Below are 26055 nucleotides of genomic sequence, written 5' to 3'. Positions count from 1 at the left end.
AGCGATCTGCGTCAGGGCGCGGCGAACGCGCCGAGGCGGATGAGCGGGACGATCCGCTCCTGATCGGTGAGCGAGCCGTGCTGCCCGATCATCCGCTGCGACTTCTTGTCGGCGAGGCGGTCGTCGTAGTAGGCGATCGCCGCGCGCGCCGCCACGAGCACGTCGCCGATGCGCGGCAGCACCTCGGCATCCACCCGCGGACCATACAGCCCGGCCGCGACCGCCTCCTGCCGGGTCATGACCCACGACCGCTCCCCCTCGCTGTCGCGCCAGCGCGCCGCGATACGCTCGGCCGCGGCCTCACCCTGAGTGGTGTACAGCTGCAGCAGCCGCGGCTCGCCCGCGACGAGGTGGACCTCGTCGAGCAGCAGGTCACCGGCGCCGAGCAGCACCTGCCGATGCGCCGGCACGTCGACCATGCCGTGGTCGGCCGTGACGACGATGCCGGTGCCGGCGCCGGAGAGCTCGGCGAGACGCCGGATCGCGGCATCCACCCGTTCCAGGCCCGCGATCCAGGCGTCGCTCTCCCAGCCCTGTGCGTGGCCGACGGTGTCGAGTTCGGGCAGGTAGACGTAGACGAGTGCGCCGGGGTGGTCTGCGGCGAGGGATGCCGCGGTCTCGATGCGCTCGTCGGGGGTCGCCGCGTCGGCGAAGGTCGCTCCGCGCTGGATCGCGCGCGTGAAGCCGGTCGTGCGGTACGTGCCCTTCGAGACGACGAACGAGGGCAGTCCCGCCTCGGCGCGGCGCTCGAACAGCGGCTGTGCGCGCTGCCACGTGAGCGGATCGAGCCCGTCGGTCTCCCACCCCTTCAGCTGATTCGGGGCCCGGAGCGTCCCCGGCACGAGGCCGCGGTATCCGACGATCCCGTGCTCGCCCGCCCGCGTGCCGGTCAGCAGACTCGTCAGGGCGGTGGCCGTCGTCGCGGGGAAGACGGTGCGCGCGGCATCCTTCTTGCCCATGTGTCCGGTGAGGAACCGCGCGTGCCCCGCGCGCGCCGTCAGGTTGGCGCGGCCGAGGCCGTCGACCACCACGACGATCGCCGAGCGGGCCGCCGGGAACCAGTCGGGGTCGCCCTCGAGCGACCGCATGATCTGCGGCACGACGCCGGTGAGGCTCCGGGCCGTCGGCGGGTCCACGGGTAGGCTGAGACGCATCGGGGCCAGTCTCGCACACGGCGCACACGGCCCCGTCCCGTCACATCTCCCACCAGCGAGGGCACCCGAGTTTCCATGGCAGCTGCGCGCACCGAGTCCATTCCCGAAGGTCACGGCCGCATCGAAGACGTCGACGTGTCGGCGGAGATGCAGGACTCGTTCCTCGAGTACGCCTACTCGGTCATCTACTCGCGGGCGCTCCCCGACGCGCGCGACGGCCTGAAGCCCGTGCAGCGGCGCATCCTGTTCCAGATGGCCGACATGGGGCTGCGCCCCGACCGCGGCCACGTCAAGAGCGCCCGCGTCGTCGGCGAGGTGATGGGAAAGCTCCACCCGCACGGCGACTCCGCGATCTATGACGCGCTCGTGCGCCTGGCGCAGCCGTTCGCCCTGCGCGTGCCGCTCGTCGACGGCCACGGCAACTTCGGCTCCCTCGACGACGGCCCCGCCGCCGCGCGCTACACGGAGGCGCGTCTCGCGCCCGCGGCGCTCGCGCTCACCGAGAACCTCGACGAGGATGTCGTCGACTTCATCCCGAACTACGACGGTCAGTTCCAGCAGCCCGACGTGCTGCCCGCCGCCTTCCCGAACCTGCTCGTCAACGGTACGACGGGCATCGCGGTCGGCATGGCGACGAACATGGCGCCGCACAACCTGATCGAGGTGGTCGCCGCGGCGATCCATCTGCTCGACAACCCCGACGCGTCCACCGCCGACCTCATGCAGTTCGTGCCCGGCCCCGACCTCCCCGGGGGCGGGATCATCGTCGGGCTCGACGGCATCCGCGAGGCGTACGAGACCGGTCGCGGCACCTTCCGCACCCGGGCGAAGGTCTCGGTCGAGTCCCTCGGTCCGCGCCGCACCGGCCTCGTGGTCACCGAGCTGCCCTACATGGTCGGCGCCGAGCGCGTGATCGAGAAGATCAAGGACGCGGTCAACGCGAAGAAGCTCACGGGCATCGCCGACCTCAACGACCTGACCGACCGCAACCACGGGCTGCGTCTCGTGATCGGGATCAAGACCGGTTTCGACCCGAACGCGGTGCTCGAGCAGCTCTACCGGCTGACCCCGCTCGAGGACTCGTTCGGCATCAACAACGTCGCCCTCGTCGACGGCCAGCCGCAGACGCTCGGCCTCAAGCCGCTGCTGCGCGTCTACCTCGACCACCGCCTCTCGGTCGTCACGCGGCGCAGCAGCTTCCGCCTCGCCCGCAAGCAGGAGCGCCTGCACCTCGTCGAGGGCCTGCTGATCGCGATCCTCGACATCGACGAAGTCATCCAGGTGATCCGCGCCTCCGACGACGGCGAGCAGGCGCGCACGAAGCTCATGAGCGTGTTCGACCTGTCGCAGCCGCAGGCCGAGTACATCCTCGAGCTGCGCCTGCGGCGCCTCACCCGGTTCTCCCGCATCGAGCTCGAGACCGAGCGCGACGCGCTGAAGAAGGAGATCGCCGACCTCGAGGCGCTGCTCGGCAGCGACGTGCTGCTGCGCGCGCAGGTCGCCCGTGAGCTCGACGCCACCGCCGAGACGTTCGGCACGCCCCGGCGCACCCTGCTGCTGAACGGCGGCCCGGTCACGCCCCGCTCGCGCGCCGCCGCCCCGGCGGACCTGCAGATCGCGGATGCCCCGTGCCGCGTGTTCCTCACGGCGACGGGCCGGCTCGTCCGCGCCGAGCTCGCCCCGACCGAGAGCGCGGACGGCTCCGGCGACGTCACGGGAGGCGTCGTCGCGCCCACGCGACGCTCGAAGCACGACGGCATCCGCTCGGCAGTGGATGCGACGACGCGCGGCGACCTCGGCGCGGTGACCACCGCAGGCCGGCTCGTGCGCTTCTCCCCCGTCGACCTCCCCTCGGTGCCGGCGAACTCGGTGCAGCCGGCGGCCGGCACGCGGGCCGATCAGTACCTCGCGCTCCCCTCGGGCGAGCACGTCGTGGCGATCGTGCCCCTCTCCGGCGAGATCATCGCGCTCGGCACCGCCCAGGGCACCGTCAAGCGCGTGGCGACCTCGGAGCTGCCCCCCGGCAAGCACGAGGTCGAGATCATCGCCCTGAAACCCGGCGACCGCGTCGTGGGAGCGGGTCTCGCCCCCGACGACGACGACCTGGTCTTCGTCACCTCCGACGCCCAGCTGCTGCGCTTCGGCGCCGACGCGGTGCGTCCGCAGGGGCGTGCCGCGGGCGGCATGGCCGGCATCCGTCTCAGCACGGGCGCCGAGGTCATCGCCTTCCAGCCCGCACCGCGCGACGAGCGCACCGTCGTCGTCACCGTCGCCGGATCGTCGCAGGCGATCGCCGGCACCGACCCCGGCAGTGCGAAGGTGTCGTCGTTCGACGAGTTCCCCGCCAAGGGGCGTGCCACCGGCGGGGTGCGCGCGCAGCGGTTCGTGAAGGGCGAAGACGTGCTCACCCTCGCCTGGGTGGGCGTCGAGCCGCGGGCGCTCGCCGCCGACGGCGCGGTGCGGCAGCTGCCGGCGCCCGGCGCGAAGCGGGATGCCTCGGGCCAGCCCCTCGAGGCGGTCGTGGCCGCCGTCGGCACGGTCATCGGCTGACGGGCTGCTGACCGCCGCGCCGAGCTCTCAGACGAGCGTCACGAGCCCCAGCTGGGTGGCACGGATGAGCACCTGGATGCGGTCGCGCACGCCCCACTTCGCCGTGATGCGGCCGAGGTGAGACTTCACGGTCGCCTCCGACACGTACATCGCCGCCGCGATCTCGGCGTTCGACATGCCCTGCGCGAGGAGCGTCACGACCTCGAGCTCGCGCTCGGTGAGCTCCTCGTCGCGGCCGAGCTCCCGCGTGGCCGAGGCCGCGCCCGACTGCACCGAGGTGACGAGTTCCTTCGCGACCCGCGGCGACAGCACGTAGCCGCCCTCATGGGCGAGGCGCGCCGCGTCGAGGATGCGGTCGGGAGAAGTGTCTTTGACGAGGAAGCCGGATGCCCCCGCGCTCAGCATCGGCACGATCACCCGCTCGGTGCAGAACGTCGTGAGCGCGACGATCTTCAGCCCAGGGAACTCCCGCGTGAGCCGCTGCGTCGCCTCGATGCCGTCCATGATCGGCATCTGCACGTCCATCAGCACGACGTCGGGCTGGGTGGCGCGCACGAGCGTGATCGCGTCGGCGCCGTTGTCGGCTTCGCCGACGAGCTCGAACCCGTCGGCTGACTCCAGGAACACGCGCAGCGCAGCGCGCACCAGCGACTCGTCGTCCACGATGATCACCCGGATGGCTTCAGTCACATCGCCATCTTACGGATGCCCGTGAGCGCCCTCCGCGCGTCGCCGGCAGGACTCCCGTCGGGGACTAGACGAAAGTCGCAATCGATGTAGCCAATGGTCTCTCGTGCGCGGAGACGTCTGTTTGAAGAATCGATTCGAGACCTTGTGGAGGTGATGGAAATGTGGGATTGGCTTGGACGCTGGCTTGGCATCTGGAAGTAATACGACGGCCCCAGAACACGACCGGGAGATAATCGCGGGGTGAATGTTCTGCGAGCCCGCCTGCTCGGATATGTGCGAACCCCCTTCTGGGGGTACCACGCTCTTCCGACGCTGGCACGACGACTGCTGATCGCGCTCGTCGCCATCACGTTGCTGCTCGACTCGATCGGGCGGGCGACGAACGGCGGAACAACCACTGTCGTTTCGGCGATCGTCACCACGACGATCACGGTAGCGGTGGCGCTGTTCGCTTGGCGACCGCCGGTCGCGACGATCGTTCTGAGCATCGCGGGAATCACGGCGGCCATCACGGGCGTGGCTGACAGCCTGCTGGTCGGTGCGGTCATCATCGGACTCGCCGCCTTCACCTGCAGCGCAACACTCACCGGGGTGTACGCACTCGTCTGGGTGGCATGGCTTCTCGCCATCGTCGGCAGACCCGACTCCGGGTTCCACCCGCTCGGTGCGATCATCATCGCGATGATCAGCCTGATGAGCCTCATCATCGCGCTGACCATCCGGAATCAATACGAAAGAGCTCAGGTGTTGGCGACTCAGCTGGAGGCGACGGAGCGCGAGGTGGCGGAACAGCTCCGCCACGAACGCGACCTGATCGCCGACGAGTTGCACGACATCGTGGCGCACGAGATCACGATCGTCGCGCTGCACGCCGCTGTGCTCGAACGAACCGAAGACCGCACGACCCGTTCTCAGTCGCAGACCGCGATCCGCGAGGCGGCGGTCCAGGCGCTCACCGACATCCGCCGCGTGCTCGGCATGGTGCGCGGCGAGGAGAACCTCACACCCGACCGCCTGCCCTCCCCCGACGGCCTGCCGGGGACGATCGCCGTGGTCACCAAGGAGCTCGAACAGGCCGGCATCGAGGTGACGGTGGACGTGCCCGACGACGTGCGACTGCCGAGCGCGTCGATGGTGGCCCTCATCCGCGTCATCCGCGAGAGCGGCACGAATGTCCTGAAGCACGCGACCGGCGCACGCCACGTGCGCATCGCGTTGCGCGTCGAACGCGGGTGGGCGCGCCTCGAGTTCAGCGACGACTCTCCGCCCGCGCGCACGGCCGGCCTGCCGACGTCCGGCTACGGCATCATGCGCCTGCAGGAGCGCTTCCGCCTCTTCGGCGGCTCGTTCCGCGCCGCGCGCGGCCCACAGGGATGGGTCGTGTCGGCCTCACTCCCCCTCGAATCCTGATCCAGAGACCTCTCCCGCCCGCAGACTAGACGAAAGTCGCAGACGATCTATCCGTTCGTCGCGCAAGGGAGCTTCCGCGCGCCCGTACGCTGGCAACTGCCGAGAGACCGGTCCCCAGTCGGTCTCTCATCGAGTGTCTGCTGTGTCGTCTGTGATTTCGGGGACGAGGGCCGGCTTTGCCGCCATCGTCATCACGACTGACGCGCGGATGCCGCGGCGATGGCCCGAAACCGATCCCCCCAGCTCGGTTTCGGGCCCCGCGCGTCTCAGGCGTCGATCGCCTCACGATCGAGGCGATCACTCGACGACACGATGAAGTCGCGGCGAGGAGCGACGTCGCTGCCCATGAGCAGTTCGAACACGCCCGACACCGCCTCGGCATCCCTCACGGTCACGCGGCGGAGGGTGCGCCCGGCACGGTCCATCGTCGTGGTCGCCAACTGGTCGGCATCCATCTCGCCGAGCCCCTTGTAGCGCTGCACCGGCTCCTGCCAGCGGCGTCCGCTCTTGGTGAGCTTCGCCAATAGGGAGTGCAGCTCCTGCTCGGAGTACGTGTAGACGGTCTCGTTCGGCTTCGAGCCCGGATTCATGATGATCACCCGGTGCAGCGGCGGCACCGCCGCGTAGACGCGTCCGGCTTCGATGAGCGGCCGCATGTACCGGAAGAACAGCGTCAGCAGCAGCGTGCGGATGTGCGCGCCGTCGACGTCGGCGTCGCTCATCAGGATGATCTTGCCGTAGCGGGCCGCATCGAGGTCGAAGGAGCGCCCCGACCCGGCACCGATCGTCTGGATGATCGCCGCGCACTCGGCGTTTCCGAGCATGTCGCTGATCGACGCCTTCTGCACGTTGAGGATCTTGCCCCGGATCGGTAGGAGCGCCTGGTACTCGCTGTTGCGGGCGTGCTTGGCGGTGCCGAGCGCCGAGTCGCCCTCGACGATGAACAGCTCCGATTGCGAGACGTCGCTCGTGCGGCAGTCGGCGAGCTTCGCCGGCAGCGACGACGACTCCAGGGCGTTTTTGCGGCGCTGGGTCTCCTTGTGCGTACGCGCCGAGATGCGCGCCTTCATCTCCGAGACGACCTTGTCGAGCACGAGCGCGGTCTGCGTCTTGTCGTCGCGCTTGGTCGAGGCGAAGCGCGTCGTGAGCTCCTTCGCGACGACGTTCGCGACGATCGCACGCACCGCAGGCGTGCCGAGGATCTCCTTCGTCTGCCCCTCGAACTGCGGTTCGGGCAGGCGCACCGTCAGCACCGCCGTGAGACCGGCGAGGATGTCGTCCTTGTCGAGCTTGTCGTTGCCGACCTTCAGCCGTCGGGCGTTCTGGTCGACCTGACTGCGGATGACCTTCATCAGGCCCTGCTCGAAGCCCGCCTGGTGCGTGCCCCCCTTGGGCGTGGCGATGATGTTCACGAACGACCGCATCACCGTCTCGTACCCCGTGCCCCAGCGCACGGCGACGTCGACCTCGCACGTGCGCTCGACGTCGGTGGGGACCATCGCGCCGCCGGGCTGCAGCACGGGCACCGTCTCCGTGAACGTGCCCGAGCCGGTCAGGCGCCAGGTGTCGGTGATCGCCGCGTCGGGCGCGAGGAACTCGGCGAACTCCGAGATGCCGCCGTCGTAGCGGAAGGTCGTGACGGTGGCGCCGGTCTCGGCGGGCGTCGTCTCCGACTCGGCCGACGACTCCGCCGCCGATTCGAGGGCGGCCACCGGGGCCGAGCCGGGTCGCTCGTCGGTGATGTCGATCTGCAGTCCCGGCACGAGGAACGCGGTCTGACGCGCGCGCTGCTCCAGCTCGCCGAGGTTGAACGTGGCATCCTTCGTGAAGATCTGCCGGTCGGCCCAGTACCGGATGCGCGACCCCGTGACGCCCTTCGCGGTCTTGCCGACAACGCGGAGCTCGGAGGCGCGCTCGAACGGCCTGAACGGCGAATCGGGGCCGGGGCCGTCGAAGACGCCCGGCTCGCCGCGGTGGAACGACATCGCGTAGGTCTTGCCGCCGCGGTCGACCTCCACGTCGAGGCGCTCGCTCAGCGCGTTCACGACCGAGGCGCCGACGCCGTGCAGACCGCCCGAGGCCGCGTACGATCCGCCGCCGAACTTTCCACCGGCGTGGAGCTTCGTGAACACGACCTCGACGCCGGTGAGCCCGGTGCGCGGTTCCACGTCGACGGGGATGCCTCGGGCGCGGTCGCGCACCTCGACGCTGCCGTCGGCGTGCAGCACCACGTCGATGCGCGACCCGTAGCCGCCGAGCGCCTCGTCCACGGCGTTGTCGACGATCTCCCACACGCAGTGCATGAGCCCGCGCGAATCGGTGGAGCCGATGTACATGCCGGGGCGCTTGCGGACGGCTTCGAGCCCTTCGAGCACCTGGAGGTGATGGGCGGAATACTCAGCGGTCACAATCTCCAAGCGTATGCCGGGGCGTCGACACCGCGGCGCCGGGACACGCGAGCGTTACCCGACCGTGCTCGGCGCCGAGCCCGCTCCGTACGCGCACAGCGAAATGTGACCGGATCGCGGCATTCTCCCGGCGACCGCGTGGTTGTATGTGAGGCAACCGCACCGCATCACATGTCTCGAGGAGGAACCGAAATGAGCATGTCCACGACCGCCGAGCCCGACGTCCTCGAGTACCGCTTGACCGCGACCGACCGTTGCGACTCCTGTGGCGCCCAGGCCTACATCGCCGCCGAGGTCAACGGCAGCGAGCTGCTGTTCTGCGCGCACCACGGCCGCAAGTACGAAGAGAAGCTGCGCTCCGTCGCCACCTCGTGGCACGACGAGACCGCACGCCTCGCCGACGCCCGCTGATCGTCCGAACGGGCACGGCGGTGGGGGCCGCGTAGACTGACGCCGTCCCCACTGCCGTCCTTCGGAGGATTCGTCATGGCTTCGCGCGGTCTGTCGCCCCTGCACCGAGTGAGCGTGCTGTTCGAGCGCGCGCGCGGTTTCGACTACGCCTCGGTGACCGAACGCGCCCGCTTCACCGCCCGGGTGCACGGCAAGAGCTACCCCCTGGTGCTCGCCGACATGCTCTGGTCGGCCGCACGCCACCGCGTCGGGTTCAACGACTACATCGAGTTCGATTTCGCGATCCTCACGCGCGCCGAGCGCGCCACGTGGGTGACGAGCCCGCTGGCGCTCGAGCTCTCGAACCGGTACGACGATCCGGCGCAGGTACACCGCTTCCACGACAAGATCGACTTCAACCGCGACTTCGACCGGTTCCTCGGGCGCGAGTGGCTGGCGCTCGAAGCGGGCAACGCCGCCGAGCTCGAGGCGTTCGCGCAGCGGCATCCGGTGTTCATCGCGAAGGTGCCGGTGAGCAAGTCCGGCGCCGGCGTGCGCCGCTACGACGCCGCCGATGTCACCGACTGGCCGGCGTTCCACGCCGACCTGCTCGCGAAGGGCGAGGTGCTGATCGAGGAGCGCATCCTGCAGCACGCCGACCTCGAGGCGATCGCTCCCGGCACGGCGAACACGACGCGCGTCACCACGTTCGTACGCGACGACGGCACGGTGGCGATCATCAACATGGCGCAGAAGTTCGGCCGCGGACAGGTCAGCGACCAGGCATCCTTCGGCGGCTTCTACACGGCTCTCCACGAGGACGGCCGCGCGATGGGCATGGGCTACAACACCTCCGGCGCCCTCTTCGAGACGCACCCGGAGACCGGTTACCGCATCGCCGACTACCGGCTGCCGATGATGGATGCCGTGCGCGCGCTCATCACCGAGGTCGCCCTCGTGATCCCGGAGGTGCGCTACGTCGGTTGGGACATCGTCGTGACGCCGACCGGGCCCGTGCTCGTCGAGGGCAACTGGGGCGCGGGCGTCTTCGAGAACAAGCCGACCGCCAGCGGCATCCGGCACGGACACCTGCCCCGCTACCGCGCCGCGATGGGCTGGTGACGGGGCGGCATCCGCGTTCGGGCGTCAGACGCGCCGGATGATGCCCATGGGGGTCGACTGGCGACCCTGACCGAGAGGGTTGTCGGAGAGGATGCGCACGAGCTGCGCCTCCCCCGCCCGATCGAGCGTCGAGCCGAGGATGTTGCCGCCGATGTCGTTGATGTCGACGACGGCGACCGCGCCCGGCGCGCCGAGGAGCGCCTTCAGCCGCTCCGCGACCGCGTCCGGCTCGGTGGGGCCGAGCACGACGGCGCGGTCGTAAGGCGGGATGGTGCCGTCGGTGGGGCCGTCGATCGCGCGCGCCTTGTCACCGGCGATCCGGTAGAAGTCGCCGCGCCGGCCGAACAGCTTCGTGACCGCGCTGACGGCGGCGGCGAAGAGGATCCGCGGGGTGCCGCACTCGCGCAGCGCCATCTCCATCGTCTCGGGCATGCCGAGGCCGATGCCGTACGGCGTCTTGACGACATACTTCGACAGCAGCCGGGCGAGGGGACGCGGCTCGATTTCGTCGAGCGTGTATGAGCGGCCCTGCGTGATCGCGACGATCTTCTCCGTGACGAACAGCGTGTCGCCGGGCTCGACGACCTCGCCGGCGTACTCGGTCACGAACGCGTCGAGGTCGTCGCCCGGCATGACGACCCGCGTGCGGATCGGAATGCGCTTGAACGTGCCCGCATCGGTCGTGACCGACAGCACCTTGCCGTCGTTGGGGGCCTCGTTCATTCGAGGTAGTCCCGCAGCGACTGCGACCGCGACGGGTGACGGAGCTTGGCCATCGTCTTCGACTCGATCTGGCGGATGCGCTCACGGGTGACCCCGAACGTGTCGCCGATCTGGTCGAGCGTCTTGGGCTGTCCGTCGCCGAGACCGAAGCGCATGCGGATGACGCCCGCCTCGCGCTCGCTCAGCGAGTCGAGCAGCGACTCGAGCTGACGCTGCAGCATGGTGAAGCCCACCGCGTCGGCCGGGACGACCGCCTCGGTGTCCTCGATGAGGTCACCGAACTCGCTGTCGCCGTCCTCACCGAGCGGCGTGTGCAGCGAGATCGGCTCGCGGCCGTACTTCTGCACCTCGATGACCTTCTCCGGGGTCATGTCGAGTTCGCGGCTGAGCTCTTCGGGCGTGGGCTCGCGGCCGAGGTCCTGCAGCATCTGGCGCTGCACGCGGGCGAGCTTGTTGATGACCTCGACCATGTGCACGGGGATGCGGATGGTGCGGGCCTGGTCGGCCATGGCACGGGTGATCGCCTGACGGATCCACCACGTCGCGTACGTCGAGAACTTGAAGCCCTTGGTGTAGTCGAACTTCTCCACCGCACGGATGAGGCCGAGGTTACCCTCCTGGATGAGGTCGAGGAACTGCATGCCGCGCCCGGTGTAGCGCTTGGCGAGCGAGACGACCAGGCGCAGGTTCGCACCGAGCAGGTGGCTCTTGGCGCGCCGCCCGTCGCGGGCGACCCACTGCAGGTCGAGGCCCAGCTGGTTCGACTTCTCCGAAGCCGACATGTGCGACAGCTTCTCCTCGGCGAACAGACCCGCCTCGATGCGCATCGCGAGCTCGACCTCTTCGGCCGCGTTCAGCAGCGGCACCTTGCCGATCTGCTTCAGGTAGTCCTTGACCGGGTCGGCGGTCGCACCGGTGATCTGCGTCGAATAGACGGGCACCTCGTCGTCGTCGCTCGAGGAGATGATGATCGCGCCGGTGGGAAGCGGCTCGGTGAAGGCGGGCTTGGTCGTGCCCTCCTCGTCCTCGTCGTCGTCGGAGCCGTCGTCCGAGGCATCCTTCGCGTCCTTGGCGGGCGCCGCGTCGTCGGCGTCGTCCGTCTCGTCGACCTCGATCTCCTCGTCGTCGACCTCGACCTCGTCGTCGGCCGCCTTCTTCGCCTTCGCGGCCGTCACCTTGGTGGCGGGCTTCGTCGCGGCGGGCTTCTTCGCGGCGGTCTTGGCCGCCGCCGGCTTTGCCGCCACGGTCTTGGCGGCGGATGTCTTGGTCGCGGGCTTCTTCGCAGCCGTCTTCGTCGCGGTGCTCTCGGCGGCCTGCTCGGCCACCTCGGTGCCGTCTGCCCTGCGTGTACGGGGGGTCTTCGTGCCAGAAGTCACGTCTCGCCTTTCACCGACGCGATGCGTCGGGGGTTCGGACACTAGTAAGACCCTTGTCAAGTCCAGCGCTTCACCCCGGCGAGGGGATCACGCCGTCGAGACGACGGGTCGAGGTCCTATTGTCGCATACCTCAGACTGCGAACTTGCGCAACACGTCGGGTGTGCGTCCTAACCTCTGTGCGACGCGCCGGAGCGCTCCGGCATTCCGCCGTGATCGGTCAGCGGCGGCCGCGCTTGTCGTCGCCCTCGCGCCGATCGGCGAGGAAGCGCTCGAGCTCGGCGGCGAGTTCGTCGGCGCTCGGCAGGTCTCCGGTGTGGATGATCGGCTGCGCGAGCGTCGACCCCGCCATATAGGCGTCGTAGCGCTCTTCGAGCGTGTGCAGCATGGCCGTGAGCTCGCTGTTGCCCTCGACCTGGTCGTCGACCTTGGCGAGGTAGTCGCGGTTCTCGTCGCGGATCTCGTCGGCATCGAAGACGAGCCCCGTGGCGACCGACAGGGTGTCGAGCCCCGCGATGGCCGCGGCCGGGTACTCGGTGTCGGCGAGGTAGTGCGGCACGAGCAGCACGAACCCGGCGACGGCCTGACCGGCTTCGGCGAGGCGGAGCTCGAGCAGGTGGCCCATCGTCGCGGGGACCTGCGTGTGCGGCTTCCACACCGAATGGGCCTGTGTGAGGTCCTTCCGGGTGCCGCTGACGGTGGTGCCGATCGGCCGCGTGTGCGGCACCGGCATGGGGATGGCGTGCACCCACGTGACGCCGGAGACCTGCAGCCCCTCGGCGAGGCCCACGACCGTCTCGGCGAACGCATCCCACGCGAAGTCGGGCTCGTAGCCGGCCAGCAGCACGAACGGCTGCCCCAGGGCGTCGTGCGCGAGCGACAGCTCGAGACGCGGCGGGCGGTAGTCGACGAGGTGGTCGCCGTCGAAGGTGACGATGGGGCGGCGGGCGCGGAAGTCGAGCAGCACGTCGGCGGAGAACGTGACGACCGGCGACGGGTCGAGGTCGTCGCGGAACAGCTCGATCATGCGGGAGACGGCGCTGCCCGCATCCGTGAATCCGGTCAGCGCGACGACCAGGGGAAGGCCCGCGGGCACGGGAGGTGCCGACGCGACGCGCTCGTAGAGGGGACCGCTCAAGGGCATGCATCCACTGTATGAGCCGCGCGAGGGGGTGCGGCGCTGTACCGCTGACAGCGAACACGCCCCGCTGCGGCGCGGCGGGTCGCCCGCGGGGCGGCAAACCTAGGATGGGATCCATGGCGTTTCCTGAGCTGTCGATCTCTTCCACTCCGCTGACCCAGGCCGATGCCGACGCGCTCGTGCTGGCACTGCCGCCTCTCGATGAGACCGAGGAGCTGCTCGCCGAGTGGCCCGGTCTCGCGGCCGCGCTCGCCGGCGCCGGCTTCGTCGGGTCGCCCGGATCCACCACCCGCGTCGCGCTGCCCGACGTGACCGCCCTGCCCGTGTTCGCGGTCGGCACCGGCGCCGACCCGAGCGCCGCCGCCGTGCGCGACGCCGTCGGTGCCGCGGTGCGCACCACGACCGGCTTCGCCCACCTCGCCGTCGGCGCGCCCGGTCTCGGCGACGACCGCTGGCCCGCCGTCGCGGAGGGCGCCCTGCTCGGCGGCTACCGCTTCGACGACTACAAGAAGACGACCAGCCCCGCGCGCGCCGAGCACGTGAGCCTGCACGGCGCACCGGCCGAAGCGGATGCCTCGCTCCCCCGTGCCCGCACGGTGGCCGCCGCGGCCGCACTCGTCAAGGACCTCGTGAACACCCCCGCGCAGTGGCTCGGCCCGCAGGATCTCGCCGAGGCCGCGCAGGGCGCCGTGGCGGACCTTCCCATCGAGGTGACGGTGCTCGACGAGACCGCGCTCGAGGAGCAGGGCTTCGGCGGCATCCTCGGCATCGGCCAGGGATCCGACCGGCCGCCGCGCCTCGTGCACCTCGACTATCACCCGGAGGGCGCCGACCACCACGTGGCGCTCGTCGGTAAGGGCATCACCTTCGACACCGGCGGGCTCTCGCTGAAGCCGCCGGCGGGCATGGTGGGGATGAAGTTCGACATGGCGGGCGCGGCGACCGTGCTCGCGGTCGTGCGCGCCGCCGCGGAGCTCGGACTGCCGATCCGCGTGTCGGGCTGGCTGTGCGTTGCCGACAACATGCCCTCGGGCCGCGCCCTCCGCCCGGGCGACGTCGTGCGCATCGCCGACGGCCAGAGCGTCGAGGTGCTCAACACCGACGCGGAGGGCCGCGTGGTGCTCGCCGACGGCCTCGTCGCGGCGAGCCGCACCCGACCCGACCTGATCGTCGATGTGGCGACGCTCACCGGGGCGATCATCGTCGCGCTCGGTCACCGCCACACGGGCGTGATGGGCGACGACGACGCGGTCGCCGCGTACCTCGCGGCCGCCGAGCGCGCCGACGAGCTCGCCTGGCACCTGCCGCTGCCCACGCACATGGAGGACGAGCTCGACTCCCCCATCGCCGACCTGCAGAACGCCAAGATGGGCGACACCTCGGGCGGATCGCTGTTCGCGGGACTGTTCCTGCAGCGCTTCGTAGGCCGCGTCTCTGATGATGACGACGCGCCGCGCATCCCCTGGGTGCATCTCGACATCGCCGGCAGCGGCACCGCCAAGGCATCCTTCGGCGCGACCGACAAGGGCCCGACCGCCGCAACCGTGCGCTCGCTCGTCGCTCTTCTCGAGGAGGCAGGGCGATGACCGAGCACACCTTCGACCTCGTCGTCCTCGGCGGCGGCAGCGGCGGCTACGCCACCGCGATCCGCGCCTCCGAGCTCGGCCGGAGCGTCGCCGTCATCGAGAAGGACAAGGTCGGCGGCACCTGCCTGCACCGCGGCTGCATCCCCACGAAGGCGCTGCTGCACACCGCCGAGGTCGCCGACCATGTGCGCAGCGCTGCGGGCGTCGGCGTGACCGCCTCCCTCGAGGGCATCGACGCGACGGCGGTGACGGCGTACCGCGAGGGCATCGTCGCGAAGAAGTACGCGGGGCTGCAGGGGCTTCTGAAGGCCCGCGGCATCACCGTCGTCGAGGGCGAGGGGCGTCTCCTCACCGACCGCGGGGTGGCCGTCGGCGACGACGTCTACCGCGGCGCGGACGTCGTGCTCGCCACCGGGTCGTACAGTCTCACGCTGCCCGGTCTCGAGATCGGCGGCCGGGTGCTGACCAGCGAGGGCGCGCTGGCGCTCGACGTCGTTCCCGAGCGCGTGATCGTGCTGGGCGGCGGGGTCATCGGCGTCGAATTCGCGAGTGTGTGGCGCTCGTTCGGGGCCGAGGTCACGATCGTCGAGGCGCTCGACCACCTCGTCCCCAACGAGGACATCGCCCTCAGCAAGGGTCTCGAGCGGGCGTTCCGCAAGCGCGGCATCGGGCAGAAGCTCGGCGTGCGTTACGCGAGCGTGTCGCAGACGGATGCCGCGGTCTCGCTGACCCTCGAAGACGGCACCGTGCTCGAGGCCGACTACCTGCTCGTCGCCGTCGGTCGCGGGCCCGCGACCGACGGACTCGGATTCGATGAGGCCGGTGTCGCGCGGGAGCGCGGCTTCGTGACCGTCGACGAGCGACTGCAGACGTCGGCGGCGCACATCTGGGCGGTCGGCGACATCGTGCGGGGCCTCCAGCTCGCCCACCGCAGCTTCCAGCAGGGCATCTTCGTCGCCGAGCAGATCGCGGGCCTGTCCCCCGTCGCGGTGCCCGAGGCATCCATCCCGCGCATCACCTACTCGAGCCCGGAGGTCGCCTCCGTCGGACTCACCGAGGCGCAGGCGCGGGAGCTGCACGGCGAGGGGGTGCAGACGTACGAGTACAACCTCGCCGGCAACGCCAAGAGCGAGATCATCGGCACCGCCGGCCTCGTCAAGGTCGTGCGCACGGAGAGCGGACCGATCGTCGGCGTGCACCTCATCGGCGACCGCGTCGGGGAGCTCATCACCGAGGGCCAGCTCGCCGTCGGCTGGGAGGCGCACCCCGAAGACCTCGCGCCGCTCATCCACGCGCATCCGACCCAGAGCGAGGCTCTCGGCGAGGCGTTCCTGGCGCTCGCCGGCAAGCCGCTGCACGCCCTCTGACACCCGCCCCGTGCGCGGGTCACTAAGCTAGAACGACATCGGACTTTTTTGAAGGAGACACAGTCATGAGCACATCCGTGGTCCTCCCCGCGCTCGGCGAGAGCGTCACCGAGGGTACGGTCACCCGCTGGCTCAAGAACGTCGGTGACACGGTTCAGGCCGATGAGGGCCTGCTCGAGATCTCGACCGACAAGGTCGACACCGAGATCCCGTCTCCCGTCAGCGGCGTCATCGAGGAGATCCTCGTGAGCGAGGACGAGACCGTCGAGGTCGGCGCGATCCTGGCCAAGATCGGCGACGGCAGCGGTTCTGCGTCCGCCGGTGACGCGCCCGCCGCCGAGGAGCCGCAGGCCGAGGCCGCCCCGGCTGCCGAGGCGCCCGCCGCCGAGGCACCCGCCGCCGAGGCACCCGCGCAGGTCAGCGAGCCGGCCCAGCCCGAGACCGCCCCCGAGCAGGCCGTCGACACGCCTGCGCCCGCCGCCTCCGGCGACGCGAAGGACGTCGTGCTGCCCGAGCTCGGCGAGAGCGTCACCGAGGGCACCGTGACCCGTTGGCTCAAGCAGGTCGGCGACGACGTCGCCGTCGACGAGCCGCTGCTGGAGATCTCGACCGACAAGGTCGACACCGAGATCCCGTCGCCGGTCGCCGGAACCCTGCAGGAGATCGTCGTCGGCGAAGACGAGACCGTCGCCGTCGGCGCCGTGCTCGCCCGCATCGGCTCGGGTGCACCGGCAGCCGCGCCGGCCGCCGAGACTCCCGCGCCGGCCGCCGAGGCTCCCGCGCCGGCCCCCGCTGCGGCTCCGGCGGCTGCCCCGGCCCCGGCCGCTGCTGCTCCCGCCAACGCGCCCGCCCCGGCTGCCGCTCCGGCCGCTGCGGCTCCCGCTGCCGAGGCATCCGACGACGACGTCACAACGTACGTGACGCCGCTCGTTCGCCGCCTGGCCCAGCAGCAGGGCGTCGACCTCGCGAGCGTGACCGGCACCGGTGTCGGTGGCCGCATCCGCAAGGAAGACGTGCTGAAGGCGGCAGAGGCGGCCAAGACGCCGGCCGCCGCCTCCGCACCCGCCGCCTCCGCACCCGCCGCTCCCGCCGCCCCGGCGCTCGAGGTCTCGGAGCTCCGCGGCACGACGCAGCCGATGTCGCGTCTGCGCAAGGTGCTCGCCGAGCGCGCGGTCGCCTCGATGCAGCAGACCGCTCAGCTGACCACGGTCGTGAAGGTCGACGTCACGAAGGTCGCCGCCTACCGTGGCGCCGTGCAGTCGGACTTCGTGGCGAAGACCGGCGGGAAGCTGTCGTTCCTGCCCTTCTTCGTGCTCGCCGCGGCGGAAGCCCTCCAGGCCTACCCCGTGATCAACGCGACCGTCAACGGCACCGACATCTTCTACCCCGCCACCGAGAACATCTCGATCGCGGTCGACACCGAGCGCGGCCTGCTGACGCCCGTGCTGCGCGACGCGGCCGGCAAGTCGCTCGCGGAGATCTCCTCGGAGATCGCCGACCTCGCGGCCCGCACGCGTGACAACAAGCTGAAGCCCGATGAGCTGGCCGGCGGCACCTTCACGGTGACCAACACCGGCTCGCGCGGCGCGCTGTTCGACACTCCGGTGGTCTTCCTGCCGCAGTCGGCGATCCTCGGCACGGGCGCGGTCGTCAAGGAGCCCGGTGTCGTCAAGGTCGACGGTGTGGATGCCATCGGCATCCGCTCGTACGTCTACCTCGCACTGTCGTACGATCACCGCATCGTCGACGGCGCCGACGCGGCCCGCTTCCTCGGTGCGGTGAAGAGCCGCCTCGAGACGGCGGACTTCGCCCCGCAGCTCGGGATCTGATCCGATCCCACCCGGTCATGGCTGATCCGCGACGTCGTACACGTCGCGGATCAGCCATTTTCCGTCGACGCTGACGAGCACCAGGATCTGCGCCGCCCCGCTGCCCATCGCCTCTGCCTCGGTCGGCTCGGTCGGAGGCTCGGTGCCGGCCGCGGCCGGCTCGAGCCGGAAGACGGCGACCCCGCCGTACTCGTCGACGAGCGTGATGACCGGTTCGGTGGGGCTCGTGACCAGTCCGGACAGCGGCTCCGCCGTGGCATCCTCGCGCAGCACCGCGCAGGACTCCGGCTCGGGAGTGCAGGCCGCGACCGCCCGCACGATCTGACGTGCCGCCTCCTCGAGGTCGCCGCCCTCCGAAGGCGGGGTCGTCGCCGGGGACACCACGGCATCGGGCGTCGCCGGATCGCCGGCCGCCGGCTCCGTCGCGGGGTCGGCAGACGCGTCGGCGGGGGCGGTCGCCGCGGGATCGACGGCGGCCGACGCGGAGCCGGGTGAGGGCGAGACGGGTGCCCCGTCGGCGGCGCGCGACCCGGGTTCGGGCCACAGCAGCCCCCCGAGGAGCACGACGGCGCCCACGGCCGCAGCGATCAGCAGCGGCGCTCGTCTCTTCGCGCCCGTCGCGGACGTCGCGGCGGCGGGCTGCGCGGCACCGCCGCCGCGGCGGCTGCGGGCGTCGACCTCACCCCGATCGGCGGCGCGGGCCGCGCGCCCGCCCCTCCGCGCAGACCCCGCCGCGCGCACCGATCGCTCGCGTCGTCGCTCGCCCATGCGGGCGGGGAGGGCGACCAGCGAGCGCAGCGCCTCCGCGACCCGCGCCGCCCACTCCGCGTCGGTGAAGCGCGCGAGCCACGATTCCGCGGCCTCCGGCGTCGCCGTCCGCCGCAGCGAGTCCGCGCGCCGCGGCGCGATCGACTCCTCCGCGCCGTCCGACGCCGCCCGCGCGAGCGCTTCGGGCGCTGCCGCCGCGAACAGGGCCTCCTCGCAGGAGGCGACATTGGCCGCGTGCAGACGGGGCGCCGCCACGAGCCGCGCCGCATCGTCGAGCGCGTCGGCGACCTCGCGAGCGGTGCGGTGCTCTCCCCGCGATGCCGGCGGCGCCCACAAGGCCGGCGCCTCCCGTGCTTCCTGCGCGCGCATCAGCTCGGCGAGCTCGGCCAGGAGGTCGGCGGCGTCCCCCGCCCACCGCCGGTCTCCGCCGGCGGCGAGCACCGGGCGACCACCGGCATCCACCCACCACGCACCCGCCTCGATCCCCGCGCGACGCGCCTCCTCCGCCGCGCGCAGCACACTCACCGCGATCGTCACGGCCTCGCCGGGCGGGGTGGCGGCGCCCACGAACGAGACCAGACGCTCGGGGCAGTGGATCATCACCGCGGCGTGACCGTCCGCGGTGCGGGCGAGGTCGTGCGGCACGAGCAGGTGCCCGTCCGGCCGGCACCGCCACACCGCCGCGGGGAGGAGGTCGACGTCGACGTGGACGGTCTGCGGGTCGCCCGCGTGCAGCGTGCCCGGGTAGGGTGCCTCGTCGGCGCGCAGCCGCCGGAGCGCCGCGGGCGGGTCGAGCAGAACGATCGGGGCGATGACGGACATGCCCCGAGTGTGGCGCGCCCGGCCGCGGCGCAGAGCACGGAACGGCCCGATTGTGGACAGATCCGCTCGGGCGCGCGTTGGGGAGGAGGCGCCGCTCGAGCGCCCCCGACCGGCGCGAGGCCCGGTGAGTGGGACGGGGCCCGCGACGGTAGGCTGTCTGCATGGCCTCCCGCAGTACCGCGCCCGAGAAGCGCCCCGGATTCTTCGCGCAGTTGCGCTCGCTGTTCACGTTCACGAAGGCAGAGTTCTCGTGGCTGGGCTGGGCGCTCATCGGCATCGTCGTGCTCGGCGTCGCGATCGGGCTGCTCATCGGCTTCCTGATCCCGCCGGTCGCGGTGTGGAGCGTCATCCTCTGGGCCCTCACCGGTCTGATGTTCGGCATCCTGGGCGCGATGGTGCTCCTCACGCGTCTGTCGACGCGCGCGATGTACAAGAAGCTCGACGGGATGCCGGGAGCTTCGGGCCACGTGCTCTCGACCTCGCTCGGGCGCAACTGGGTGGCATCCGACATGCCCGTCGGCGTCAACCCGAAGACGCAGGACGCGGTCTACCGCGTGATCGGCCGGGGCGGCGTCGTCCTCGTCGCGGAGGGCTCGCGCGGGCGCCTCACCCGTCTCGTGAACGACGAGAAGATGAAGGTGCAGCGCGTCGCCTCCGGTGTGCCGATCCAGGTGATCTACGTCGGTCACGGCGAGGGCGACGTGCCGATCTCGAAGCTCTCGTCGACGATCAAGTCGCTGCCGAAGAAGGTCGACCGCACCACCATGGCCGCCGTCGTCAAGCGCGTCGACTCGGTGTCGCAGTCGGTGACGTCGCTGCCGATCCCTAAGGGCGTCGACCCGATGCGCGCGCGGGCGCCGCGTCCGCGCTGATCCGCGAGCGGGTCCGGTCAGCGGCGGAGAAGCACCGTGCCGGCTGCCTTGTCGTGCAGCCCGCGCTGGTCGGCATCCCAGATGACCGCGGGGATCACGAGGCACAGGAGCACCGTCCGCACGATCGGACGCCAGAGCCCCACCCAGCCGCCGGTGACGAGCTGCACGCGCATGCCGAGTAGGCGATGGCCGGGGCTGCCGCCGAGCGTCGGGATGAACACGATCTGCACGATCGCGAACACCACGAGGGTCGCGAGCGAGTCGTAGGCGAAGAACGCGATCGACACGATCACGGCGCACGCCCAGTCGATCGCGAGGGCCGCGATACGTCGTCCGGGGCGGGCGATGCTGCCGCTTCCCGCCGACGGCAGGCCCAGACGCTCGCCCGGATAGGAGTTCTCGGCAGCGGCATCCGTCACTTCATCAGCCTACCCGCGGCCTCGCGCGCTCCGAGCCGGGGGGCTCGTAACATCCTCGAAACACGGGGGATACTGGGGAGCAACCCTCCCCCGCTAGCGTGAGCGCGAGCCTGATCCCGTCAGCTCAGTTCCGCACCCGATCTTGGAGACTCCATGTTCAAAGATTCATCCGAGGTGCTGAAGTTCATCCAGGACGAGGACGTCAAGTTCCTCGACATCCGTTTCACGGACCTTCCTGGTGTGCAGCAGCACTTCAATATCCCCGCATCGACCGTCGACGAGGAGTTCTTCACGGTCGGTCAGCTCTTCGACGGCTCGTCGATCCGCGGTTTCGCGAACATCCACGAGTCGGACATGCAGCTGATTCCGGATGTCTCCACCGCGTACCTCGACCCGTTCCGCGAGGCGAAGACGCTCATCATGCTCTTCGACATCTACAACCCGCGCAACGGTGAGATCTACTCGAAGGACCCGCGTCAGGTCGCCAAGAAGGCGGAGAAGTACCTCGCCTCCACCGGCATCGCCGACACCGCGTTCTTCGCCCCCGAGGCGGAGTTCTACATCTTCGACGACGTGCGCTACGAAGTGAAGCAGAACAGCTCCTTCTACTCCGTCGACTCCGAAGAGGGCGCCTGGAACACCGGCCTCGCCGAAGAGGGCGGCAACCTCGCCAACAAGACCCCCTTCAAGGGCGGCTACTTCCCCGTCTCCCCCGTCGACAAGACGGCCGACCTCCGCGACGACATCTCGCTGCACCTGATCGACTCGGGCCTGATCCTCGAGCGTGCGCACCATGAGGTCGGCACCGGCGGCCAGCAGGAGATCAACTACCGCTTCGACACGATGGTGCACGCGGCCGACGACATCCTGAAGTTCAAGTACATCGTCAAGAACGTCGCCGAGCAGTGGGGCAAGGTCGCGACCTTCATGCCCAAGCCACTCTTCGGCGACAACGGCTCGGGCATGCACACCCACCAGTCGCTGTGGCTCGAGGGCAAGCCGCTCTTCTACGACGAGAAGGGCTACGGCGGCCTCTCCGACATCGCCCGCTGGTACATCGGCGGCCTCCTCGCGCACGCACCCGCGGTGCTCGCCTTCACCAACCCGACGCTGAACTCGTACAAGCGCCTGGTCAAGGGCTACGAGGCCCCGGTCAACCTGGTCTACTCGGCCGGCAACCGCTCCGCCGCGATCCGCATCCCGATCACCGGCTCGAACCCGAAGGCGAAGCGCATCGAGTTCCGTGCGCCGGATGCCTCGGGCAACCCGTACCTCGCGTTCGCCGCGCAGATGATGGCGGGCCTCGACGGCATCAAGAACCGCATCGAGCCGCACGAGCCCGTCGACAAGGACCTTTACGAGCTTCCCCCCGAGGAGGCGAAGAACATCCCGCAGGTGCCCAACTCGCTGCTCGACTCGCTCGAGGCGCTGCGCGCCGACCACGAGTTCCTGCTCGCGGGTGGCGTGTTCACGCCGGAGCTCATCGAGACCTGGATCGAGTACAAGATCGAGAACGAGATCAAGCCGCTCGCCGCGCGCCCGCACCCGTTCGAGTACGAGCTGTACTTCGGGGTCTAGCCAGATTCCGCATGATTCCGGGACGAAACGGGCGTCTAGTCCGCATTTAGTCCGCAGAATCCTCGAGAGAGCCCTCAGGGTCCGCACCCTGGGGGCTCTTTCGCGCACCCAGGACCGCGGCGACCGCGGCCCGTGAGGTGTCATCCGTGTCTGGCCACAGGTGCCCATACGTGCGCAGCGTCACGACGGGCGACGCGTGCCGCATCCGCGTCTGCACGACCTTGATGTCGAGGCCCGCAGCGATCAGGAGCGACGCGAAGTAGTGCCGCAGGTCGTGGATACGGAAGCCCTCGGGCAGACCCTTGACGCCGCCCCGAGTGTCCGACCAGACCCGGTTGAGTTGCCACGCAGTAACCCCGCGGCCGAACACGCCGGGCACGATCATCCGCACGCCGGCGTCCCCCTGCAGCATCGTCGTGAGCTCGGCGGGGACCGGGATCGTCCCGGCCGACGCATCCGACTTCAGGTCCTCGTCGTCGTGCTGCGCTGACACGGTGATCGAGTGCCCGTCCCAGTCGACGTCGTCACGCGTCAGCGCGGCCATCTCCCCCGCCCTCAGGCCCGCGAACGCACCCAGGAGCACCATCGACCGATACTCCTTCGGCAGGGCGTCGTACAGTGCCCACACCTGCTCCGTCGTCGCGACGTAGGGGCGTTGCAGGGGCGTGGGCGGCGACGTGCGCCTCGACACCGGGTTCCGGGTCAGGACGCCATCGTGCACGGCATCCTCGAGCACCTGATGCAGGCGACGATGGATCGCGTACACGTACGAGCGGGCGTACTTCTGCGACAGCTCCGCCATCCACTCCTTCACGTCGGACGGGCGAAGCGTCCGCACCTGCCGGGTGCCGAACTTCTCCCGGATCAGCTTCACGTGCACGGCCGCGGACTTCACCGTCCCCGCCTTGTTGCCCGCGTACCCGGCGGTCCACTTGTCGAGCCACTCCCCGACCGTCATCTTCGACGTCGAAGGGTCGACCCACGTGCCAGCCTTCATCGCGCCGATCGCGTCGTCGAGCCATGCCTGAGCGTCGCGCTTCAGCTTCGCGTGCTTCGAGTACTCACGGCCGTCCGGGCCCCGGTAGCGGGCCCGCCAGACGCCGTCAGGCCTCTGCTTGACGCTCGCCATCGGCGCTCTGAACCCCTCGGTTGACCTCGCTGAGCCGCGCGATCCACGTCCCTCGCTGCCGTTCTTCGATGTCTTCCAGATCCTCGTCTGTCGTTCCCGATAGCAACTGTTCCCGAACCGAGTCCGCGAGGCTTTCCGTTCGGTACTCCTCGAGGACGTCCTCGACACTCGTTCCAATCCAACAGTCCCCGAGCTCTCGCAAGAATCCCGTCTGATCCTCGGGTGCTACGGCGTCCAGGGAGAAGGCGAGGTTGACCCGAGCAGCATCGAATGCTTTGAGGCTCGCCAGGAGCGTCTCGTAGGCGTCTCTGGCTGCGGACCCTGCAGCGAAGGCGTCGGATGCGGCGTCGCTCTTCGACAAGAGGTGGAGGTTGCTCCGACCCATCACCTGCGCAAGCGCTTCTGCCTCAGAGAGTCTGAGCGGGCGTTCGCCCTTTTCGATGCTCCATACCGTCGCCTGCGACCACTTGAAGCCGAGCTCTCTCATCGCACTTGCGAGGTCCTTCTGGCTCCGGTCCCCGCGCCATGCGGCGAGATTCCGGCCTATCTGTTCATCCGTAAGCATGCGTCAACCCTAGTGGTTGCCGACGCTCAGTTCTAGTGAACACGCATTGCTAGTTGCTTTCGACTCGGGATTGTGGTGTATGGTCGACTCCAGAAGGAAGTCAGCAACGACTAGAAATGAGAGTCTCGATCATGACCCGTACCGCAATCGGCGAGGTGCTGCCGGACATCCTGTTCGTACCCGAGGTGGCGGAGCGTCTCCGTCGCTCCGTCGACAGCGTCCGCTGGCTCATCAACACAAAGCAGCTGAAGGCAGCGAAGCTCGGAGGCCGCGTGTGCGTGCGCTCGTCCGACCTCGAGAAGTTCATCGAGGACGCGTTCGCGGAGGCTTCCTGATGAGCACCGCCGGCAAGGCATTCAACGCGTACCAGTTCGCGAACTGCGACGGATCTCTCACGATCGGCGACACCACGATCCGCATCAGCCGGAAAGTCGCGAGGTCCATCATCCCTCTGCTCTCGGTGCGGGAGCAGAGGGCCACATGTTCGCCGCGGAGATGAAGGCGGACGAGCAGTGACCACCACCAAGAAGAATGCCCCCGACGTGAGCTGCAACTCAGTCGAGGGCGAAGACCGAAACCCTACGAAAGGAACGATCGTGAACGAGGCTACCAGCGTACCAAGCTCCGCCGACATTGAGCGGGGGCTGTTCAGGGCGCACGGGGAGAGATACGCGGCCCTCGTCTGGAACCACGCCAACGACCTCGAGTTCGTAGACCAGGTTCTCGCCGACATGGTCGACGACGACGGGCGTGTGTCCGAGCGTCACCTCCGCCACGTCTTCCGGTTCGCCCTCATGCGCCTCGCCGACGAGCTACGCCTCACGTTCCCGACGCGCCCCGAGTTCCCCGAGGTGACCAAGTGACCGTCGTCGATGCCCGGTTCGCGGGAGGGCCCATTCTCATCGACCAGGGTCACGCCACCTACGACGCCGCGACCAAGCTCGTCACGGTCATGGCGCCCGGCTTCGACATCGCCCTGTTCCCTCACGAGGCACGCGCGTTCGCCCAAGCCCTCCTCGACGCCGCTACGGATGCCGAGAAGCGCACCGTTCGTCTGCGCCGTCCACGGGCCGTAGACGAACACCTGCAAGTACTTGACGACTGACATCCGGGGGTCGCATCCCGCGGCCCCCACCACCCTCTGTAGCTCAGCGGAAGAGCACCGACCTTCTAAGTCAGGATGCCGCTGGTTCGAACCCAGCCAGAGGGACGCAACGAAAGGGAGGCCCCCGATGACCGATGGACGCATACCCGGCAAGTGGATCGCTGAACCCCGCTTCGCCGAGATGAGCGTCGACGCCTGGTGCGTGTTCACCAAAGCGATCGCGTGGTCGAACGAGGCCGGGACCGACGGCGTCGTCAAGCGTCGCTACCTCTCACAGTTCCACCCTTCCGGCGAGACCCAACCCGCCGCATACAAGGAGCTCGCAGACCTCGGCCTATGGGCACCCACCCCCGACGGATACGCCTTCAAGGACTGGGCCAAGAAGGCACACCTCGGAGGGCTCGGACAGTCGACCGCAGCACAAGTGCAGAAGAACCGCAACGCGAGCAAGGCCACATCCAAGGCGTACCGAGAGAGGGCCAAGGGTGACCAGTCACGTGACACTGTCACGCCAGCCGGTCACGTAGGACAGGACAGGACAGGACAGGCTGAATACGGAAGCACAGTTCTCGACGACGATCTCGGGAACGTGAACGCACAGACGGGCGAGGTCCTCGATGCTATGCCGGTGACCAGTTGGCCGGTTGCTGAGATCCCCGGGGCGAAGAGTTGCGTCGTGTGCGGTCAACAGGTGAGTGGGCAACTCGATCAGTGGGGGTTGTGCTCGAAGGTCAGCGAACCTCACCGTGAGGCGCGTAAGCGGGTGGCGGCATGACGCATCATCACCGGCATCCGACCTACCAGCGGAACGCCCGCATCATCCGGAAGACCACCCGTGCAGCACACACCGCGGGCATCCCTGTCACCTGCATCGGATGCGGCAAACCCATCACCCCCGACCAAGCCTTCGACATCGGCCACCGAGTAGACGCAGGAAGAGGCGGCACCCACGACCTCACCAACCTCGGACCACAACACCGACGAGAGAACCGAGCAGCCGGCGGCAGAGTCGGCGCAGCCATCACACACCATCAATCCCGCACCGCGAGAGG

At 69.8% G+C, this 26055-nt stretch carries 23 protein-coding genes and 1 tRNA gene; 14 read left to right on the top strand and 10 right to left on the bottom strand.

What is annotated here, in order from left to right:
* Positions 1-11: 11 nt before the first annotated feature.
* Positions 12-1154, bottom strand: coding sequence for an alkaline phosphatase family protein (locus FHX68_RS02745; protein ID WP_174799075.1), 1143 nt, complete (start codon positions 1152-1154; stop codon positions 12-14).
* Positions 1155-1229: 75 nt separating this feature from the next.
* On the opposite strand from FHX68_RS02745, the gene FHX68_RS02740 reads away from it, so the two are divergent.
* On the top strand, positions 1230-3704 hold the full coding sequence (locus tag FHX68_RS02740) for a DNA gyrase/topoisomerase IV subunit A (RefSeq protein WP_141379683.1): 2475 nt from the start codon (positions 1230-1232) through the stop codon (positions 3702-3704).
* A gap of 27 nt (positions 3705-3731) precedes the next feature.
* On the opposite strand, the gene FHX68_RS02735 is transcribed toward FHX68_RS02740, so the two are convergent.
* A complete protein-coding gene (locus FHX68_RS02735; protein ID WP_141379682.1) occupies positions 3732-4394 on the bottom strand; it encodes a response regulator in 663 nt (220 codons plus the stop codon).
* 240 nt (positions 4395-4634) lie between these two features.
* On the opposite strand from FHX68_RS02735, the gene FHX68_RS02730 reads away from it, so the two are divergent.
* Positions 4635-5804 (top strand): sensor histidine kinase, encoded by a 1170-nt coding sequence (locus tag FHX68_RS02730; protein ID WP_141379681.1) that lies wholly within the window; start codon positions 4635-4637, stop codon positions 5802-5804.
* A gap of 266 nt (positions 5805-6070) precedes the next feature.
* Here FHX68_RS02730 and FHX68_RS02725 read toward each other — a convergent pair whose 3' ends face one another.
* Positions 6071-8212 (bottom strand): DNA gyrase/topoisomerase IV subunit B, encoded by a 2142-nt coding sequence (locus FHX68_RS02725; RefSeq protein WP_141379680.1) that lies wholly within the window; start codon positions 8210-8212, stop codon positions 6071-6073.
* Between the two features lie 192 nt (positions 8213-8404).
* Between FHX68_RS02725 and FHX68_RS02720 the strand changes: the two genes are divergently transcribed.
* Positions 8405-8623: a DUF7455 domain-containing protein gene (locus tag FHX68_RS02720; protein ID WP_141379679.1), complete on the top strand. Its 219-nt coding sequence runs from the start codon at positions 8405-8407 to the stop codon at positions 8621-8623.
* Between the two features lie 75 nt (positions 8624-8698).
* The gene (locus tag FHX68_RS02715; RefSeq protein WP_141379678.1) at positions 8699-9724 is read left to right on the top strand and encodes a sugar-transfer associated ATP-grasp domain-containing protein; all 1026 of its coding nucleotides are present in this window, start codon (positions 8699-8701) and stop codon (positions 9722-9724) included.
* Between the two features lie 24 nt (positions 9725-9748).
* Here FHX68_RS02715 and FHX68_RS02710 read toward each other — a convergent pair whose 3' ends face one another.
* The 3 genes from FHX68_RS02710 to FHX68_RS02700 all read right to left on the bottom strand — a co-directional run bounded on the left by FHX68_RS02710 (position 9749) and on the right by FHX68_RS02700 (position 12966).
* Positions 9749-10447: a coenzyme F420-0:L-glutamate ligase gene (locus FHX68_RS02710; RefSeq protein ID WP_141379677.1), complete on the bottom strand. Its 699-nt coding sequence runs from the start codon at positions 10445-10447 to the stop codon at positions 9749-9751.
* Positions 10444-11823 carry an RNA polymerase sigma factor gene (locus FHX68_RS02705; RefSeq protein ID WP_141379676.1) on the bottom strand — a complete coding sequence of 460 codons (1380 nt, stop codon included), beginning with the start codon at positions 11821-11823 and terminating at the stop codon, positions 10444-10446. The genes FHX68_RS02710 and FHX68_RS02705 overlap by 4 nt, the downstream gene beginning before the upstream one ends.
* Positions 11824-12042: 219 nt before the next feature.
* Positions 12043-12966: a proteasome assembly chaperone family protein gene (locus tag FHX68_RS02700; RefSeq protein WP_141379675.1), complete on the bottom strand. Its 924-nt coding sequence runs from the start codon at positions 12964-12966 to the stop codon at positions 12043-12045.
* A 113-nt stretch (positions 12967-13079) separates the two neighbouring features.
* On the opposite strand from FHX68_RS02700, the gene FHX68_RS02695 reads away from it, so the two are divergent.
* The 3 genes from FHX68_RS02695 (at position 13080) to sucB (ending at position 17745) form a co-directional block, all read left to right on the top strand.
* Positions 13080-14549 (top strand): leucyl aminopeptidase, encoded by a 1470-nt coding sequence (locus FHX68_RS02695; RefSeq protein WP_141379674.1) that lies wholly within the window; start codon positions 13080-13082, stop codon positions 14547-14549.
* Complete coding sequence (gene lpdA / locus FHX68_RS02690) at positions 14546-15916, top strand: dihydrolipoyl dehydrogenase (protein ID WP_141379673.1); 1371 nt, start codon at positions 14546-14548, stop codon at positions 15914-15916. The genes FHX68_RS02695 and lpdA overlap by 4 nt, the downstream gene beginning before the upstream one ends.
* A gap of 65 nt (positions 15917-15981) precedes the next feature.
* Complete coding sequence (gene sucB, locus FHX68_RS02685) at positions 15982-17745, top strand: 2-oxoglutarate dehydrogenase, E2 component, dihydrolipoamide succinyltransferase (protein WP_141379672.1); 1764 nt, start codon at positions 15982-15984, stop codon at positions 17743-17745.
* 15 nt (positions 17746-17760) lie between these two features.
* Here the strand turns inward: sucB and FHX68_RS15685 are convergent, their stop codons facing one another.
* The gene (locus FHX68_RS15685) at positions 17761-19335 is read right to left on the bottom strand and encodes a hypothetical protein (RefSeq protein ID WP_141379671.1); all 1575 of its coding nucleotides are present in this window, start codon (positions 19333-19335) and stop codon (positions 17761-17763) included.
* 161 nt (positions 19336-19496) lie between these two features.
* Between FHX68_RS15685 and FHX68_RS02675 the strand changes: the two genes are divergently transcribed.
* The gene (locus FHX68_RS02675; protein WP_141379670.1) at positions 19497-20207 is read left to right on the top strand and encodes a DUF4191 domain-containing protein; all 711 of its coding nucleotides are present in this window, start codon (positions 19497-19499) and stop codon (positions 20205-20207) included.
* A gap of 17 nt (positions 20208-20224) precedes the next feature.
* On the opposite strand, the gene FHX68_RS02670 is transcribed toward FHX68_RS02675, so the two are convergent.
* Positions 20225-20626, bottom strand: coding sequence for an RDD family protein (locus FHX68_RS02670; RefSeq protein ID WP_141379669.1), 402 nt, complete (start codon positions 20624-20626; stop codon positions 20225-20227).
* 153 nt (positions 20627-20779) lie between these two features.
* On the opposite strand from FHX68_RS02670, the gene glnA reads away from it, so the two are divergent.
* A complete protein-coding gene (glnA, locus tag FHX68_RS02665; RefSeq protein WP_141379668.1) occupies positions 20780-22204 on the top strand; it encodes a type I glutamate--ammonia ligase in 1425 nt (474 codons plus the stop codon).
* 46 nt (positions 22205-22250) lie between these two features.
* Here glnA and FHX68_RS02660 read toward each other — a convergent pair whose 3' ends face one another.
* Complete coding sequence (locus tag FHX68_RS02660) at positions 22251-23333, bottom strand: tyrosine-type recombinase/integrase (RefSeq protein ID WP_141379667.1); 1083 nt, start codon at positions 23331-23333, stop codon at positions 22251-22253.
* Positions 23308-23898 (bottom strand): helix-turn-helix domain-containing protein, encoded by a 591-nt coding sequence (locus FHX68_RS02655; protein WP_141379666.1) that lies wholly within the window; start codon positions 23896-23898, stop codon positions 23308-23310. Before FHX68_RS02655 ends, FHX68_RS02660 begins: the two co-directional genes overlap by 26 nt.
* A gap of 131 nt (positions 23899-24029) precedes the next feature.
* Between FHX68_RS02655 and FHX68_RS02650 the strand changes: the two genes are divergently transcribed.
* The 5 genes from FHX68_RS02650 to FHX68_RS02630 all read left to right on the top strand — a co-directional run bounded on the left by FHX68_RS02650 (position 24030) and on the right by FHX68_RS02630 (position 25778).
* Positions 24030-24233 carry a helix-turn-helix domain-containing protein gene (locus FHX68_RS02650; protein ID WP_141379665.1) on the top strand — a complete coding sequence of 68 codons (204 nt, stop codon included), beginning with the start codon at positions 24030-24032 and terminating at the stop codon, positions 24231-24233.
* 177 nt (positions 24234-24410) lie between these two features.
* Positions 24411-24761 (top strand): hypothetical protein, encoded by a 351-nt coding sequence (locus FHX68_RS02645; protein ID WP_141379664.1) that lies wholly within the window; start codon positions 24411-24413, stop codon positions 24759-24761.
* Complete coding sequence (locus FHX68_RS02640; protein WP_141379663.1) at positions 24758-25003, top strand: hypothetical protein; 246 nt, start codon at positions 24758-24760, stop codon at positions 25001-25003. The genes FHX68_RS02645 and FHX68_RS02640 overlap by 4 nt, the downstream gene beginning before the upstream one ends.
* 32 nt (positions 25004-25035) lie before the next feature.
* A tRNA-Arg gene (locus FHX68_RS02635) sits at positions 25036-25108 on the top strand.
* Between the two features lie 22 nt (positions 25109-25130).
* On the top strand, positions 25131-25778 hold the full coding sequence (locus FHX68_RS02630) for a hypothetical protein (protein WP_141379662.1): 648 nt from the start codon (positions 25131-25133) through the stop codon (positions 25776-25778).
* Positions 25779-26055 lie beyond the last annotated feature (277 nt).

The sequence above is a fragment of the Microbacterium lacticum genome (genome assembly GCF_006716815.1).
Lineage (GTDB): Bacteria > Actinomycetota > Actinomycetes > Actinomycetales > Microbacteriaceae > Microbacterium > Microbacterium lacticum.
This window is presented reverse-complemented; position numbering and strand designations above follow the sequence as displayed.

Excerpts from the sequence above, each read along its gene's own strand:
- FHX68_RS02745 (WP_174799075.1), bottom strand. The coding sequence starts at position 1,154 with ATGCGTCTCAGCCTACCCGTGGACCCGCCGACGGCCCGGAGCCTCACC.
- FHX68_RS02740 (WP_141379683.1), top strand. The coding sequence starts at position 1,230 with ATGGCAGCTGCGCGCACCGAGTCCATTCCCGAAGGTCACGGCCGCATC.
- FHX68_RS02720 (WP_141379679.1), top strand. The coding sequence starts at position 8,405 with ATGAGCATGTCCACGACCGCCGAGCCCGACGTCCTCGAGTACCGCTTG.
- FHX68_RS02715 (WP_141379678.1), top strand. The coding sequence starts at position 8,699 with ATGGCTTCGCGCGGTCTGTCGCCCCTGCACCGAGTGAGCGTGCTGTTC.
- FHX68_RS02710 (WP_141379677.1), bottom strand. The coding sequence starts at position 10,447 with ATGAACGAGGCCCCCAACGACGGCAAGGTGCTGTCGGTCACGACCGAT.
- FHX68_RS02700 (WP_141379675.1), bottom strand. The coding sequence starts at position 12,966 with ATGCCCTTGAGCGGTCCCCTCTACGAGCGCGTCGCGTCGGCACCTCCC.
- FHX68_RS02695 (WP_141379674.1), top strand. The coding sequence starts at position 13,080 with ATGGCGTTTCCTGAGCTGTCGATCTCTTCCACTCCGCTGACCCAGGCC.
- lpdA (WP_141379673.1), top strand. The coding sequence starts at position 14,546 with ATGACCGAGCACACCTTCGACCTCGTCGTCCTCGGCGGCGGCAGCGGC.
- sucB (WP_141379672.1), top strand. The coding sequence starts at position 15,982 with ATGAGCACATCCGTGGTCCTCCCCGCGCTCGGCGAGAGCGTCACCGAG.
- FHX68_RS15685 (WP_141379671.1), bottom strand. The coding sequence starts at position 19,335 with ATGTCCGTCATCGCCCCGATCGTTCTGCTCGACCCGCCCGCGGCGCTC.
- FHX68_RS02675 (WP_141379670.1), top strand. The coding sequence starts at position 19,497 with ATGGCCTCCCGCAGTACCGCGCCCGAGAAGCGCCCCGGATTCTTCGCG.
- glnA (WP_141379668.1), top strand. The coding sequence starts at position 20,780 with ATGTTCAAAGATTCATCCGAGGTGCTGAAGTTCATCCAGGACGAGGAC.
- FHX68_RS02660 (WP_141379667.1), bottom strand. The coding sequence starts at position 23,333 with ATGGCGAGCGTCAAGCAGAGGCCTGACGGCGTCTGGCGGGCCCGCTAC.
- FHX68_RS02655 (WP_141379666.1), bottom strand. The coding sequence starts at position 23,898 with ATGCTTACGGATGAACAGATAGGCCGGAATCTCGCCGCATGGCGCGGG.
- FHX68_RS02650 (WP_141379665.1), top strand. The coding sequence starts at position 24,030 with ATGACCCGTACCGCAATCGGCGAGGTGCTGCCGGACATCCTGTTCGTA.
- FHX68_RS02630 (WP_141379662.1), top strand. The coding sequence starts at position 25,131 with ATGACCGATGGACGCATACCCGGCAAGTGGATCGCTGAACCCCGCTTC.